The sequence below is a fragment of the Paracoccus sp. DMF-8 genome (assembly GCF_029309835.1).
Classification (GTDB): domain Bacteria; phylum Pseudomonadota; class Alphaproteobacteria; order Rhodobacterales; family Rhodobacteraceae; genus Paracoccus.
The window spans coordinates 25,954-39,700 of record NZ_JARJHL010000007.1 but is presented as its reverse complement, the minus strand read 5'-3'; the positions used below and the strand labels follow the sequence as shown (position 1 = coordinate 39,700).

The following is a 13,747-nucleotide window of genomic DNA, read 5'->3' as shown; positions in this document are numbered from 1 at the left end:
TATTGTCTATTTTCAGCTTTAATCAAATATAGATGGAAACGATGACAGGCAGTTCCCGCGCCGTCCAATCGCATGAAACGCCCCGATGGGCGTTGACACCAGCCACGCCGGACATGGCAACATGATCGAAACCCGTCGCAGCTTCTTTTTCTTCGGCAGATGGTCCAGAGAATGAAACCAATCGGTCAGGTGCCGATCCGCTCGACACAAAGACGTCTTCGCGTTCTTGCCTCGGCTTTGCGCGACAGGATCCGGCGCTCGACCCTCTGGGGCATTTCAACGTTCGAGCCGGTGGGGCCGACAGAAATCCTGCCGCGCGCGCCGGCGGTCTGCGACGCGGATCAGTTTGATCGTGTGTTGGCCTGCGGCTTTGATCTGGATGTCAAAGCGGAAATTGCCAGCCTGGCAAGCACGACCTTTTCCGGAACCCCGGCAGAGTGTTGCCGCTTGGGCGAATGCACGCTGGTTGGCGGCACCATCGTCACGGCACAGGGCCGGCATCTTCTGCGCAGCCTGCCCGAATGGCGCAGCCTGCTGTCCCGGATGGAATCCTACGATCAGGCGACATTGCTGAACACCATGCAGGGGCTGCATTATTTTGGCCACTGGTTGCAGGATGATTGCCCGCTTTATGAAAGCCTGCGGTCCGAAACCGTCCTGCTGTCCATGCCGCGCCCGCACTGGCCTGATTGCCGGGTTTACGAAAACGCCTTTGGGCAAGACTGGAAACAGACGGATTTCGCGCATGTCGGCGACCTGACGATCTGGCGCGAACTGGGCTACAACCGCGACAAGGCCGCCCGGATCACGGAGCTGCGCGGCAGGTTGCGCCGCGCCGTCACGGCCCGCAGTGGCGGGCAGCCCGTCTATATCAGCCGCGGCAAACCGGATGAACCGCGCAACATGTCCAATGTCACCGCCTTTAAAGAAGCGATGCGCAAGGCCGGTATTGCCGTGCTGGATCCCGGAATCGGCAATGCCGAGATGGTGCAGCAGATGCTCGATGCGCCGCTGGTCATCGCGATAGAGGGCAGCCAGGCATGTCACGGGCTTTATACCCTGGCAGAGGGCGGATCCTTTCTGATCCTTCAACCGCCAGAGCGGTTCTACAACCCGCTGCACAACTGGGCGGCCCTGCTGGGAATGGGCTATGGGCTTGTCATCGGACGCAAGGACGGCACCAGATTTCACATAGATCCCGATGAGGTGCTGCGGATCGCGGATCGCCTGCTGGCACGGTGAAACTGGCCGGGAACAGTGGCATCATGCGCCCCCCGTCCTGTCAGGATGCCATCCGCTCGTCGCGCAGCCAGTCATCCCATTCCTGTTCCGTCAGCGGCAGGTTTCGTCCATCCAGCGTTGCGGACAAAATCGCCGCGACCCGCCCCGCCGCATGATCGTGCGACAACCAGGTCCGGGCAAAGGCGCGGCGGAGTTCGGCCCGGCTTTCGGGTTCGGGTTGCAGCGCCTCGCGCATCGCCGCTGCCGCCGCTGCCGCGTCCCTGATCGGAACCGGGGTGCTGAAACGTCGTGACGGCAGATATTCCCGCAAAACCTCGGTATCCGTGTGGATCTGGCGGGCCCCGAGATGCAATGCGGTGACCACGGTGATATGTCCGGCCCCCCGCGCACCATCCCGCAGCAGCGTCACATTGGCGGCGGCGTTGCGGATGCAGTCGATGCAATCGGCCATGGACAGATCGCGATGGATTTCAAGCGCGCTTTCCACTTCCGGATCCAGTTTCAGATAGCCCGGTATCACGGCAATGCCCCGCACCCCGGCCAGACGAATGGCTGCGGCAAAGGTATCCAGATCGCGATTGTTGCGCCCGATCATGCAAAAATAGGGCTTTTCGCTGGCGGAAAAGCGGCTGCTGTCCGCAGGCGGCAGATCATATCCCCAATGGCTGAAGACAAAACGGCTGCCCGGCAGGTCATGCAGCGCCGCGAAAAGTTCGGCCTCGCGCGTGGAATGGACGACGATGGTCGATGAGCGGGCGAAAATGCGATCAATCAGCCGTTTCAACCATGGCCTGCGCGAGGTGATCGGTCGGGCCGAAAGATTCATCCCCAACACCAGATGCGGTGCCCGGCTGCAGGCCAGAAGCAGCGCCAGATTGACCAGAAAGCACCGCCTGTATTCGGTTGACACCACGACATCGGGGCGGTGCAGCAAAATCGTGCGGAAAATATGCCAGCCGATGGCGGGCCAGCCCTTGCCGCCCGTGACATGGGTTTGCGCACGAAACCGACGGCCGGTCAGTTTGCGGATATAGGCAGGCGGCTCTGTGCCGATGGACATCCGTTCCCCGGCGCTGAATTCAAGGCAAAGCGGATCCCGGCGGATGTTCATGGCAATGGTCCTTGGAGAGGTCTCAGGATCTACGGGCAAGCAGGCGGCGCAATCCACCTGCAATCCCGCGCAGGACGGGCAGGCGATCGAACCATTTCACGGCATGGATATCGGTGCGCGAACGACGTTGCACCCCGATCGGTGGCGATGCGACCAATGTGATGTAATCGGGATGATCGGCCCTGAAACGGCTGATCGCGCCATCCACATGCATCGGGCCGCCTGCGGGATCGCCCGGCGGCCGGGTCAGGATCGCTTCGAGATAGCGGACAAGATCAGCGATTGCCGCCCCGCGAACGGCATAGAAATGGGTGCAACCGATTCCCTGCGCGGGATCCGCCCTGACCAGATCCGGCGCCACGATCCGGCCCGCCGGCAAGGCCTCGTATCCGCCATAGAACAGATCCAGCGGTTGCCGGTCCAGCTCTGCCGTCAAGGCGGGAAGACGGCTGAGCATGTCGGGGGTAAAGTCCAGATCATCCTCGCAGATCAGCACCCTGTCGCGACCTGTCGCCAATGCGTGGCGCAGCACGCCAAGATGGCTTAGAAAGCATCCCCGCGTGCCGATGGTCGGAAAGCCCGCCGGTTCATCGGGGCGCACCGCGGCGAACAGGTCGACCTGCGGATGATCCAGCGACAGGCCGATCTTGCGCAGTTCCGCGGAAGATTCCGCGCGGCGGTCCTTGCGATATGGCAGGTTGATGACAATGGCCGATCCGGTGACGGACAGGAAGTCTTCAGCGATTTCTGGGTCCATCCGGTTCGTTGTCATTCAGGATACCTATCTGTATCGGACTGTATCGGATCAGCTTTTCACGACGCGGCGCGATTCTCCAGATCAATGGTCACGGCGACAGCCAACCGGTTGAAATCCCGCCCGACACCATCGCCTGCCGCAGAGCCGTCTGCTTTTCCACATTTGCCTTTGCACATGAACGGGGTAGAAGGGCAGGGTTTGTTGCGCAAGGGGCCAGATGCCGAACGCCTTTGCCTATCTCATGCTGTTTTCCTGGCCGCTGGTTGCGCAGGCGCTGTTTCAGCGCCTGCCGCTGCACAAGGCGCTGATCTGGACCATTCTGGGCGGCTATCTTGTCCTGCCCTCGGCAACCGGTATCAAATTGCCGATGATTCCCTTGCTGGACAAACATTCCATCCCGGCCATCAGCGCCTTTGTCCTGTGCCACATGCATGCGCCCCGGCAGCCGGCCGATCAGCGCTTGATGCCCGGCGCAAAGCTGGTCACGGCACTGCTGATCCTGATGATCGTCGCGCCGTTCCTGACGGTCGTGACCAATTCCGAACCACTTTTCTTTGGTCCCCGCTTTATCCCCGGATTGCGACTTTATGATGCGCTGTCGGTTATTTCCGGGACACTGGTGACGTTTCTGCCATTCCTCCTGGCCTATCGCCATCTGAACACCCCCGAGGCCCATCGCGAATTGCTGCGGGCCTTTGCGGTGGGCGGGCTGGCCTGTTCCTTGCCTGCCCTGATCGAGGTGCGACTCAGCCCGCAGTTGCATGTCTGGCTTTATGGCTTTTTCGCGCATGACTTTATCCAGCATATCCGGGCGGGCGGGTTCCGGCCCATCCTGTTTCTCAGTCACGGGCTAATGGTCGGGATTTTCTTTTGCATGTCGATCCTGTCCGCGCTGGTGCTGTGGCGCGAGGCCCGCCGCGAAGGAAAGCCGGCGCGCGGCTGGCTGATGGCAGCGCTTTGGCTGACGGCGGTGCTGGTCCTGGTGAAAAGCGTCGGCGCGCTGCTGATCACATTGGGCCTTGGACTGGTGATCGGCCTTTTGGGGCGGCGATTGCAGATCCTGACGGCACTGCTGATCGCGGGCGTCGCGCTGTCCTATCCGATCTTGCGCGGCACAGGCGTCTTTCCGGTCGAGGAAATCCATGAAATGACCCTGTCGCGCAGCGTCGAGCGCGCGCAATCGTTGAAATTCCGTTTCGACAACGAAGATGTGTTGCTTGCCCGCGCCAATGAAAAACCGGCCTTTGGCTGGGGGGGATGGGGACGCAACCAGATATTTGACCCCGTCACGGGCGAGATGGTCAGCGTGACAGATGGAATTTGGGTGATTCTGATCGGCGTCTATGGCTGGACCGGATATCTTGCCTATTTCGGGCTGTTCACCCTGCCGATCATGCTGTCGGTGCAATTTCGCAAAGGGGCGAACCCGTCCCTGATCACCCCGGGGCTGATGCTTGTGCTGGGGGCGCTGCTGATCGATTTCCTGCCCAATGCGGGGCTGGTCCCATATGTCTGGATGATCGCCGGGGCGCTGGCCGGGCTGGCGGTCAGGCAGGTCGAGGCGGCCGGACCGGAGGCGATCCCCGCCCCCATAAATGACGGGCGATCCTCAGCCCCCGCAGCTCCGGGCTGGCGCATCGTCCTGAACGACAAACGAACGGCATGAACAGATGAGCGACACCCGCACGGATCCGCTGAGGATCGGCCTGATCACACCGGCCTGGCCGGGACGCAATACGGCGAACGGCATCGCCACCGCCGTCGCGCATCTTGCCGCCGGTCTGGAACGCTGCGACCATGAGGTCACGATCATCCCCTTCGAGATCGATGCGCCGCATGACCGGACGCGGATCGTGCCCCTGCCGGAACACCGGTGGAGCCTTGCCGACCGCGTCAAGCTCAAGCTAGGGCGCGCTGTCGAAAGCGTGGTGCATAACCGGTTCGGGCATCGCATCGCCGCCGCGGTGCAAGAGGCCATCGCCCGCCATGGCATCGAAATCGCAGTCATCGAAGAAACGCAGGGCTGGGCGGAACCCTTTGCCGTCTGGTTCCGATTCCGGTTGTGATCACATTGCACGGCCCGTGGTGCCTGCACAAGGATATCCAGGGCCATGGCGACGCCGGGGCCGATAACCGGCGCGAGGCGCGGGAATTGCGCGCCCTGCGGCGGGCGCGGGGGATCATCTCTCCCGCCCGCGATACATTGGTGCGGACAGAGGCACTTTGGGATCTGCCCGACATCCCCCGCAGGGTCATCCACAACCCCATGCCGGTGCCGCCTGCCTCGTCATCGGGCGATCCTGAACGATTGCTGTTCGTCGGGCGCTTCGATTTTCGCAAGGGCGGCGATATCGTCATCGACGCCTTTGCCCGGATCGCCACCCGGCATCCATCCTGCCGGCTGACCTTTGTCGGCCCTGACCCCGGCGTCGAACGCACCGGCCAGCCCACGCTGACCCTGCCTGAGGCGCTGGCGCGCCTGCCCGACGAAATCAGAACCCGCATCGACGTTCTGGGGCAATGCGACCGCGAACAGGTCGCGGCGTTGCGTCAGAGCCACGGGCTGACCATTGTCGCATCACGTTACGAAAACTTCGGCGGCACGATACTCGAAGCAATGGCGGCGGGGTCGGCACTGGTCTGCACGGATGTCGGCGGCGGGCCAGAGGTCATTTCGCATGGGGAAACCGCCCTTCTCGTTCCCCCCGAAAACGCGCAGGCACTGGCCGATGCCTGCCTGTCCCTGCTTGACGATCCGGGCCGCGCCCGAGACATGGGCAAAGCCGCCCGGAAATATGTGGAAAACCATCTGTCGCCCGAGGTGATCGGGCAGAAGGTGGCGGATTTCCTCGGCCTGATTTGCCGCAGATAGCCCTGTTCACAAGCCGATGCGATACAGGTGGTTTGCGATGCGCCGGAAGATGAAGGGGGGCAGGACGTTTTGCAATGCGGCCCGCCGCGCCTCTTGTTTGTCTTTCTGGTCGATCGTGCCGGGCCGGGGCTTGAACAGGGTGGAATGCGCCTTGCGCGACGCATCCCACGTCGCCGTATAGTAATAGAGCGCGATGGACATCCGCGGGGTGCCGTCGGGATTGGCAACCGGTTCGGGGTTGCCATGCCGGTGTCAGATCCGGTGTTGAAACAGCACATGCGGTTGAAGATCGGCACGAAACTTGCCGCCTTCGCGCTCATGTCGTGGTTCCAGACCTCGAACGAGCCGCCCCATTCCTCGCGCCAGTCCTTGTTGAGATAGATCAGGATGTTGATCTGCCGTTCAAGGTTCAGCTTGCCGTTGTGGTTGAAATCGGCGTGGATATCGAGATGCCCGCCATTGGCAACGACATGGATGCCGCCGCCGGCATAATAAGGATCCGGGATCAGGCCTTCGATGCCGGTCATCGCCTCAAGATAAGCCAGAAAAGCGCGCGAATTCAGGGTGTGGAACAGGCTGCGGGTATAGGGTTTCAGCCGTTCCAGGCATATAGCTGGCCTTCAGCTTTTCCGGGGCCGGTTGAACATGGATTTCCGCCTCGGGCAGGTCGCGCAGTTCCTCGCGCACCCGCTCAAGGATTTCGGGGGGCAGGAAATTGTCAAAGCAGCCATGCGGATAGGGCTGGTTGGCGCGGTATTTCTCGGCAGCCGCTTCCCGGCTGCGCGGGCCGCGTCGATCGGCAGCAACAAGGTTTCGGGATCTATCGGCAGAACAGGGGCAGACACGGGTTTCCTCGTGACAAGGTGATACGGATGATCACGCATTCCGATCCGATCAGACTGCGGGGCCGTCAGGATTTCAAGATCTGTCTGGACCGCGTGGGACGGCCCGCCACCGTCAATGCCCTGCGGCCATCCGGCGGAAGGTTTCGTTTCCGGCGACCAGATCGTCGTAAGTGCCCTGGGCGGCCAGCCGGCCGTGTTCCATCATGAAAATCATATCGCATGACGTCGCCGTGGTCAGCCGGTGGGCGATCAGGATGATTGTCTTGTCGTTGCGGATATTCTGAACCGCCTCCATCACCACACGTTCGGTGATGTTGTCCAGCCTGAAGGTGGCCTCGTCCGCGATCAGCAGCGATGGTCGCGATACAGCGCGCGGGCAATGCCGATCCGCTGGCGCTGGCCGCCGGACAAGCCGGATCCCGCGTTCCCCCACAACAGTAGAATAGCCTCGGCGGGTCCGCGATGACAAAATCATGCAATGCGGCGGCGCGTGAGGCGCGTTCGACGGCGGCCATGTCAATCTGATCCCGTGGAACGCCGAGGGCGATATTGGCCGCAATGGTGTCATCGGTCAGAAAGATCGCCTGCGGGACATAGCCAAGGGACTTTGCCAGCCGCGCCGGTTTTCATCGGTGATCGGAACGCCATCCACGCGCATTTCACCGCTGTCGGGCACGAAGAGACCAAGAACAAGGTCGACCAGCGTCGTCTTGCCGGCACCCGTCCCGCCGACGATGCCCACGGTGGTGCAGGCGTCGATTTTCAGGTCCAGCTCCGACAGTGCCGCCCGTTTGGCCGTGTCATAGCTGAACTCTACCCCCGACAGTTCAAGCTGCTTTTCCAGCCTGACCGGGGGCTGGTCCGATGACGGCAGGCGGGGCATCCGTTCCGCCTCTTGCAGGTCGTGCAGGATCGTGTCCAGAACGACCTTGCCCCCGCGCATGGTGGCCAGACCCTGATAAATCTGCTGCAAGGCAGGCAGAAGCCGCATGACCGAAAAGGCGAAAATGCCCGGGGTCGGAACAATACCGACAATATTGCCGCCGCTGCGCATCAGCAGCATCAGGATCATCGCCAGCAATGTGCCGAAGGTGATCGCCTCAAGCGCGAAGCGCGGCATCTCGGCCATCACGCCGATCGAGGCGCTGGCCCGCGCGCTGCGGCGGGCTGCGGCCCTGTAAGATTTGCCATAATCGCTCTCAAGCCCTAACAGTTTGATGTCCTTGATCCCGCCCATGGCCTCTTGTGAGACGCGGAAGCGTTCGCCAAAGGCATGCATCAGATCCTCGCCGGTGCGGCGCAACCGTTCACGAAGGCGAAGGTAGATCAGCGCATAGCTGCCCCCCAAAAGCCCTATCGCCAGAATGGTCACGGCCGGATCGACCAGCAGCGGAAACCCAGGATCGCAATGACCATGAAAATGCTGGCAACCAACCGCAATGCCGGGGTGATCACCCGTGAAACCAGACCATCGGCCTCGTTCAGGACATTCTTGCCGATTTCGGCGCTGTTCCGTCCCAGAAACCAGGAATACGGCTGGCTCAGATAAGCTTCGAGCAGCCGGCTGGAAAGCGTATAGCCGCGCATTGCCGAAAACCGGGTCAGGGCATAGCTGCCCAAAGCCTTGACCAGCAAGCCGATAACCACCACGACGATGACGGAAATCGCCAGAAAAATCTGAAAATTGAACGTGCTGCCCAGATCAAGCCGATCCTGAAGGGTCGACAGGATCGCACTGTCGCGAATGCTTGCCGGCTCCGCTAGGACGTTGAGCAGCATCAGGACCGAGGAGATCCCCACAACCTCGACCAGCGCGACCAAAATCATCAGGACGGTCAGCAACCAGAATTGCCGCCGTTCGTGCGGATCGAACAACGAAAGGAACTTGTGGTATATTTCTATCACAGGAGCCTCCGCTCAGCTTGCGGCGGTCACTTTGCTTTGGCTGGCCCGCAAAGGAAAGGCCGGAATCGGCCTTTCCTTAGACAAGTTACAGGATCGCAGGTCACATATCCAAAACAGTGACGGTCACCTGGGACGGGGTGTAATTGCCCATCTCATCGGCGGCCCAGTAAATGAACGTGTCCGTGCCCGTGAAACCACGGTTTGGCTGGTAGATCAGGCTGCCATCGTCCTGCTGGAAAACGTCGCCATGCGCAGGATCGGTAAAGCCCTCGACCGACAGCGTCCGACCTTCCGGATCACGATCATTGGCCAGCACGTCAAGTTCGATACGCTGATCCATCTGAACCCGCGCCTGATCATTTCCGGTGACGGGCGCCCGGTTGTTGGGATCATAGCGGCCGTGGTTGGTGGCGCCCCAACTGCGGAGTTCGGAATCCGAGATGTCCAGATAGACCTTGTAGCTGAATTTCAGCAGATCGCCTGTCGCCCTGTCCGCAACGAAATCCGGAATAAGCGCGATCTTGCGGCCATCCGCCGTCGTATAGTAGCCGGTGGATTCCAGCAGATCCGGAACCTCCCAACGATAAATCGTCTGCGGGTCATCCATCTTCTGGCGGCTGGTGGAACCAATCAGATCGGTCTTGGTGCCCAGCAAGGTCAGGTCCTGGTTCGAGCGAGATCGTGACTACAGGCTGGGTAAACTGCAGCCGCCCCGTGGTCAGGTCATCCGGGTCGAGGATCTGGTGACGCGACGGGTTGAAGCCGACATACGCCTGCCGGACGTTGGCCATATCGACATCGATCAGCGCAAAGCCGACATCGCGGTCCGGGATGGCGTATGTGTAACCCTGCGCCATGTTCACGCCGTGATTGAAGCCGTCGATCTTCAGCCCGTTCACCGCGATATCAAAGGCGTTCGTGCCGAAATAAAAGCCGGTATCCGGTGCAAAGAACCCCGTGCGATTCGTTGCCAACAGGTCGAAATCCTTCAGCGTGTAATGCGACGTATAGCTGATATCGACACCTTTGCGGGTTTCCCAGTTCAGGAAGCCGTCCAGGATGCTGCGAACGTCGTGACCCTGCGCGGCATTGCCCTTGATCACCATCAGGCCGACTTCGGTGCCGAAGGCTTCGTTGTCGCGGAAGCCCTGAATCGGCGCATCATCCGGGGTCAGACGGTTCTGACCATAGGCGACCTCGGGATGGTCGAGCGTCGATCCCAGGGGGCCGGTCGGGGCAGAGCGGTGCATCCAGACATAGCCATGCGTCGTATTGATCGCCACGTTCTCGGCCGTTTCGACCAGACGTCCGGCAAAGAAGAACCCGTCGCCCGTGCGTCCGTTGTCGTGACGGTCCAGCCCGGATTTTGCGGGCACATCCCCCCAGCTGATGCCCTCTGAGCGGATGGCCATGTTGCCGCGCCAGATGCCGGTTTCATCGCCATCTTCGGCAGCAAAGGCCGCGCCAAAGACGTCAAAGGCGACGTTGCCGGTAAAGTCCGCATTCGAGGAATGGTGCACAAAGCCCCAACCCGGCGAGCCGGAAACCGTGTTGCCAATGGCAATCGCCGGATCGTCAAGATCGGCCGTGCCCGTCTTGTGGAAGTGGAACGAATAGCGTCCCTTGATATTGCTTTCGGCAGAAACGGACGACAGCGCGTCGACATCCCAGGCATCGCGCGACTTGTCCGTGCGACCCAGGTCGTCGAAGGCTGCATAGCGGACATCGACATCGTCGTTATGCGTGAACATCACATGACCGCGGTGATGCACGGCGGTATCATCGCCATCTTCGCTGGCAAAGGTGATGTTGCGCGTCATGTTGGCCACATAGGCCGACAGATCGTCGCGGGGCGCGTCGTGGTTGAAACGCAGCGGCTGGTCGATGGTGATGCGATTGCCGTTGATGGCGGTGATCGTCACCTCCTCGTCCTGGCTTTCGTGATGGACGGTGCGGCGCTGGTCGTTGTCCCATGCCCAACCCTGCTTGTGCGTGCCGGACACGACGATCTTGTCGCCCACACGCCAGCCATCAGGGTTTTCATCCAGGGTGATGACCCGCTGCCCTGCCATCGGTGCGGCTGCAACCTTGTGGAAGGCATCCTTTTCCGCGCCGTGAATTTCGACCGACCCGTGCGAGACGACCCCCCGCGAGATCAGCATCGGATCTCTGGCGGTGTCGATATTGCCATTGTTGGCAATCAGGATTTCGGTCCTGACGCCGGCTTCCACGGGGCGCTCTTCGGTTCCGATTTCAAGCCGTCCAGAGGGGGCCACGACCAGCGTATCGACAAGCATGCGGGTATCGGCGTCCGTGGCAAAGCTCAGCTCGCCATCGACCCGGACAGTGAACAGCGAGGCATTGCTTTCACCGTCATAGGTGACCGAAACCCCTTGGGGGATCAGGGACCCGGGCGTCCGCTCCGGGACCGCGGCCGCGATACCGTGGTGCCCGGATCGAACCAGTCACCGTCGCTGATCGCGACGGGTAGCTTCGACACGCGGGACCAGATTCTAACGCAGCCTGGATGTTCTGCGCGCCATGGCGGGCATTGGCGTCGGTGGGCGTGCGCATGGTCTTCGGGCTCGCTCATCACCGCCCGGACAAATGCCTCGATCTCGGTCGGGGTGGTCGGCTGCGGAAGACCGCCGGTGCCACCGCCGCCGTGATCATGGCCGCCACCCAGGCGCTTCCACCACCTCCAGCTTCCGCCAGTATTTCCACCGGTATTCCCGCCGGTGTCGCCATCGCCGCCGTGGTCATGGTCGCCGCCCGTATGTCCACCGCCAGTGTCACCACCGCCAGTGTCACCACCGCCGGCGTCACCACCGCCGGTATGTCCGCCATCGACGTCGCCCGCGTCGTGGCTGAGACTGTCGCCACCGATGAGTGCCGCGGGTGTTGTTGCTGTCCGGTCCGCGCCATTCAAGCTGCAGGCTCTGCGCGCCGAAGTTTTCGAAATAGCGGATCTCGATCGAATGCTCGCCGAAGCGGGCCAGGTCCGGCTGCACCGTGCGCAATGTGGTGGCATGGGCAACGTCATTGTCGATCACCCGGCGGCCGTCGATGTAAAGCGCCGAACCATCGTCCGAGGTCAGGTAGAACGTATATCTGCCCCCCGTCTGAACATTCAGATCGCCGACAAAACGCGCCGCGAACAGGTCGGTTCTGCCGCCATCCCAGAAACTCGCGCTTTCGCGGGACCAGGCCAGAGAGTTGACATGCCCTGTGGCGGTCTTGTTGCCGTTAAAGTCGATCTGGCTCAGGCTGGCGGCCGCGGCCTCAAGGGTCAGATATTCTGCCCGCAGCCCCTGCATCCGGGTCATGGGCGTCCCGGATGTTGCCGTCATCATCGCCGTGACCGTGGTCGCCACCGGCGCCTTCACCGCCCGCATGATCGCCATCGGCATCGCCGCCGGCATGCTCGCCCGCAGCCTCATGGCCGGAAGCTGTCGCCACTGATAAGTTCGCGGACATTGTTGCTGTCCGGCCCGCGCCATTCCAGACGCAGGCTTTGCAACTCGAACTGTTCGAAATAGCGGATCTCGATCGTGTGCTTGCCCGCGGTCAGGTCCAGTTGAACCGTCCGCTCGGTCGTCGAGTGCAGACCGTCGTGATTGATCACCGGGCGGCCGTCGATGTAAAGCGCCGAGCCGTCGTCCGATGTCAGGTAGAACGTGTATCGGCCGCCGGTCTGGATGTTCAGGCTGCCTTCATACATTGCAGCGAACATGTCCCTGGCGCCGCCATCCCAAAACGGATCGGACGTTCTCAGGTAGTCCAGCGATTCGACAGTGCCCGTTGCCGCAGGCATCGCGTCGAAGTCGATATCCGTCATGCGTTCGACAGCCGAAGTGATCGTGAAGTAACGCGCGCTCAGGCCGCTGCCGGGTTGTTCCTGCGGTGAGGGTCTGGGTGCTCATGAACCATCTCTTTCAGATGCGCGGCAATCGCGGTCCCGCCACGGCATGTCGCGTTGTGTTTCGGTCAGGGGATCGTGAGGATCCGGTGTTCAGCGGCTAGGAAAGTGCTCTGTGGTTATGACCCCATCATGAAGGCAGCCATTCCCGGCACTGACCAAACTGTTTGTTTCAACGTCAACGCCGAGATATCGCGGGTGAGGGTTTTTTAAAGCGAAAAAATTGCGATCTCTTGAATCGGCCCGCAAAGACAGAGCATCCGGCGTGATTTCGGCAAAATGGCGCTCAAGCCGGATAAGGGATCGCGCAGGCTTTTGCCGAAACGGGTCCTGCTTTGGCAAATGGCAAGCCTTCCATCCGGTGCAGGTCCACTGCTGTGAGTCGCCCGGTGGGCTTATACATAATGGTAAAAAACGTTCGGGTGTGCGTTGGATCGGATCTGGCCGATCTAGAAAAAATCATGAAAAAGCAAAGCTCTTTTTGTCTGCCATGTGGAGTTTTTTGACGATCCGAACATCGTCGTCCCGGTGGTCAACAGATATTATGAATGATAAAGCGTCTGAAAATTCATGGCGCTAGAGACCGTTAAGCATATGTCAAACCCGCCGAAACCCGCCCCTGTCTTTCTGTCAATCGTCATCCCCACGTTCCGGCGAGAGGCTCTGCTTGCGCCCCTGCTTCACGCTCTCGATGCGCAAATATCATCTCTGCAATCTCCGGTAGAGGTCATATTGGTCGATAATTCGCCCGAAGGATCGGCGGCCCAAATTGGACGGCCGCCATTTATACGTTATGTTCACGAACCGCGTCCCGGCGTGGCGCAGGCGCGCAACCGTGGCGTCAACGAATCTGCAGGTAGCCATGTCGTTTTCCTGGATGACGACGAAACCCCGTTTCCCGGCTGGCTGGCCGCATTCGAAGCCGCGGCCATGCGCGGGGCCGCCGTCTGTTTCGGCGCCATCGAGCCGTAACCCGAACGCCCTCCGCCTGCGGCCCTTCGCCAGCCGCTTGAACGCCTGTTCAGCCGTCGGCTTCCCGTGGCTGCGGGTGCGGATGTCAGCGGAATGCGTGCCTATCTCGGGTCGGGAAACTCAG

The 13,747-nt window shown here is 61.3% G+C and carries 16 protein-coding genes and 1 pseudogene; 6 read left to right on the top strand and 11 right to left on the bottom strand.

What is annotated here, in order from left to right; genetic code table 11:
- The first annotated feature begins 171 nt into the window (after positions 1 to 171).
- On the top strand, positions 172 to 1,242 hold the full coding sequence (locus tag PE067_RS06635; protein ID WP_276188415.1) for a glycosyltransferase 61 family protein: 1,071 nt from the start codon (positions 172 to 174) through the stop codon (positions 1,240 to 1,242).
- 40 nt (positions 1,243 to 1,282) lie between these two features.
- Here PE067_RS06635 and PE067_RS06630 read toward each other — a convergent pair whose 3' ends face one another.
- Positions 1,283 to 2,353: a hypothetical protein gene (locus tag PE067_RS06630; protein ID WP_276188414.1), complete on the bottom strand. Its 1,071-nt coding sequence runs from the start codon at positions 2,351 to 2,353 to the stop codon at positions 1,283 to 1,285.
- A gap of 22 nt (positions 2,354 to 2,375) precedes the next feature.
- Positions 2,376 to 3,110, bottom strand: a complete 735-nt coding sequence (locus PE067_RS06625; RefSeq protein WP_276188413.1) for a hypothetical protein — start codon at positions 3,108 to 3,110, stop codon at positions 2,376 to 2,378.
- 217 nt (positions 3,111 to 3,327) lie between these two features.
- Between PE067_RS06625 and PE067_RS06620 the strand changes: the two genes are divergently transcribed.
- From PE067_RS06620 to PE067_RS06610, 3 genes are read left to right on the top strand one after another with little or no spacing between them, the layout of a single operon-like run.
- The gene (locus PE067_RS06620) at positions 3,328 to 4,776 is read left to right on the top strand and encodes a hypothetical protein (RefSeq protein WP_276188412.1); all 1,449 of its coding nucleotides are present in this window, start codon (positions 3,328 to 3,330) and stop codon (positions 4,774 to 4,776) included.
- A 4-nt stretch (positions 4,777 to 4,780) separates the two neighbouring features.
- Positions 4,781 to 5,176, top strand: coding sequence for a hypothetical protein (locus PE067_RS06615; RefSeq protein WP_276188411.1), 396 nt, complete (start codon positions 4,781 to 4,783; stop codon positions 5,174 to 5,176).
- Entirely contained in the window at positions 5,173 to 5,982 is an 810-nt protein-coding gene (locus PE067_RS06610) for a glycosyltransferase family 4 protein (RefSeq protein ID WP_276188410.1), read from the top strand. The genes PE067_RS06615 and PE067_RS06610 overlap by 4 nt, the downstream gene beginning before the upstream one ends.
- Before the next feature lie 6 nt (positions 5,983 to 5,988).
- Here the strand turns inward: PE067_RS06610 and PE067_RS06605 are convergent, their stop codons facing one another.
- Both PE067_RS06605 and PE067_RS06600 read right to left on the bottom strand, forming a co-directional pair.
- A complete protein-coding gene (locus tag PE067_RS06605; RefSeq protein ID WP_276188409.1) occupies positions 5,989 to 6,183 on the bottom strand; it encodes a hypothetical protein in 195 nt (64 codons plus the stop codon).
- 116 nt (positions 6,184 to 6,299) lie between these two features.
- A pseudogene (locus PE067_RS06600) lies at positions 6,300 to 6,509 on the bottom strand (2OG-Fe(II) oxygenase); the annotation flags it as partial.
- Between the two features lie 118 nt (positions 6,510 to 6,627).
- On the opposite strand from PE067_RS06600, the gene PE067_RS06595 reads away from it, so the two are divergent.
- Entirely contained in the window at positions 6,628 to 6,849 is a 222-nt protein-coding gene (locus PE067_RS06595) for a hypothetical protein (protein WP_276188408.1), read from the top strand.
- 90 nt (positions 6,850 to 6,939) lie between these two features.
- Here the strand turns inward: PE067_RS06595 and PE067_RS06590 are convergent, their stop codons facing one another.
- The 7 genes from PE067_RS06590 to PE067_RS06560 form a co-directional block, all read right to left on the bottom strand.
- Positions 6,940 to 7,260: a hypothetical protein gene (locus PE067_RS06590; protein WP_276188407.1), complete on the bottom strand. Its 321-nt coding sequence runs from the start codon at positions 7,258 to 7,260 to the stop codon at positions 6,940 to 6,942.
- Positions 7,261 to 7,398: 138 nt separating this feature from the next.
- Complete coding sequence (locus tag PE067_RS06585; RefSeq protein ID WP_276188406.1) at positions 7,399 to 8,199, bottom strand: ATP-binding cassette domain-containing protein; 801 nt, start codon at positions 8,197 to 8,199, stop codon at positions 7,399 to 7,401.
- Positions 8,196 to 8,702: a hypothetical protein gene (locus PE067_RS06580; RefSeq protein ID WP_276188405.1), complete on the bottom strand. Its 507-nt coding sequence runs from the start codon at positions 8,700 to 8,702 to the stop codon at positions 8,196 to 8,198. Before PE067_RS06580 ends, PE067_RS06585 begins: the two co-directional genes overlap by 4 nt.
- 130 nt (positions 8,703 to 8,832) lie before the next feature.
- Positions 8,833 to 9,387 carry an Ig-like domain-containing protein gene (locus PE067_RS06575; protein WP_276188404.1) on the bottom strand — a complete coding sequence of 185 codons (555 nt, stop codon included), beginning with the start codon at positions 9,385 to 9,387 and terminating at the stop codon, positions 8,833 to 8,835.
- Positions 9,332 to 11,173, bottom strand: coding sequence for a G8 domain-containing protein (locus PE067_RS06570; RefSeq protein ID WP_276188433.1), 1,842 nt, complete (start codon positions 11,171 to 11,173; stop codon positions 9,332 to 9,334). The genes PE067_RS06575 and PE067_RS06570 overlap by 56 nt, the downstream gene beginning before the upstream one ends.
- A 381-nt stretch (positions 11,174 to 11,554) precedes the next feature.
- Positions 11,555 to 12,232 (bottom strand): PA14 domain-containing protein, encoded by a 678-nt coding sequence (locus PE067_RS06565; RefSeq protein ID WP_276188403.1) that lies wholly within the window; start codon positions 12,230 to 12,232, stop codon positions 11,555 to 11,557.
- Complete coding sequence (locus PE067_RS06560) at positions 12,169 to 12,570, bottom strand: PA14 domain-containing protein (protein WP_276188402.1); 402 nt, start codon at positions 12,568 to 12,570, stop codon at positions 12,169 to 12,171. The genes PE067_RS06565 and PE067_RS06560 overlap by 64 nt, the downstream gene beginning before the upstream one ends.
- Before the next feature lie 651 nt (positions 12,571 to 13,221).
- Here PE067_RS06560 and PE067_RS06555 point away from each other — a divergent pair.
- Positions 13,222 to 13,623 carry a glycosyltransferase family A protein gene (locus PE067_RS06555; RefSeq protein ID WP_346429663.1) on the top strand — a complete coding sequence of 134 codons (402 nt, stop codon included), beginning with the start codon at positions 13,222 to 13,224 and terminating at the stop codon, positions 13,621 to 13,623.
- Positions 13,624 to 13,747 lie beyond the last annotated feature (124 nt).

Bases quoted from the DNA above. Each gene is read 5' to 3' on its own strand.
- PE067_RS06635 (WP_276188415.1), top strand. From the start codon at position 172: ATGAAACCAATCGGTCAGGTGCCGATCCGCTCGACACAAAGACGTCTT.
- PE067_RS06630 (WP_276188414.1), bottom strand. From the start codon at position 2,353: ATGAACATCCGCCGGGATCCGCTTTGCCTTGAATTCAGCGCCGGGGAA.
- PE067_RS06625 (WP_276188413.1), bottom strand. From the start codon at position 3,110: ATGGACCCAGAAATCGCTGAAGACTTCCTGTCCGTCACCGGATCGGCC.
- PE067_RS06620 (WP_276188412.1), top strand. From the start codon at position 3,328: ATGCCGAACGCCTTTGCCTATCTCATGCTGTTTTCCTGGCCGCTGGTT.
- PE067_RS06615 (WP_276188411.1), top strand. From the start codon at position 4,781: ATGAGCGACACCCGCACGGATCCGCTGAGGATCGGCCTGATCACACCG.
- PE067_RS06605 (WP_276188409.1), bottom strand. From the start codon at position 6,183: ATGTCCATCGCGCTCTATTACTATACGGCGACGTGGGATGCGTCGCGC.
- PE067_RS06595 (WP_276188408.1), top strand. From the start codon at position 6,628: ATGGATTTCCGCCTCGGGCAGGTCGCGCAGTTCCTCGCGCACCCGCTC.
- PE067_RS06565 (WP_276188403.1), bottom strand. From the start codon at position 12,232: ATGGCGCGGGCCGGACAGCAACAATGTCCGCGAACTTATCAGTGGCGA.
- PE067_RS06560 (WP_276188402.1), bottom strand. From the start codon at position 12,570: ATGACGGATATCGACTTCGACGCGATGCCTGCGGCAACGGGCACTGTC.
- PE067_RS06555 (WP_346429663.1), top strand. From the start codon at position 13,222: ATGGCGCTAGAGACCGTTAAGCATATGTCAAACCCGCCGAAACCCGCC.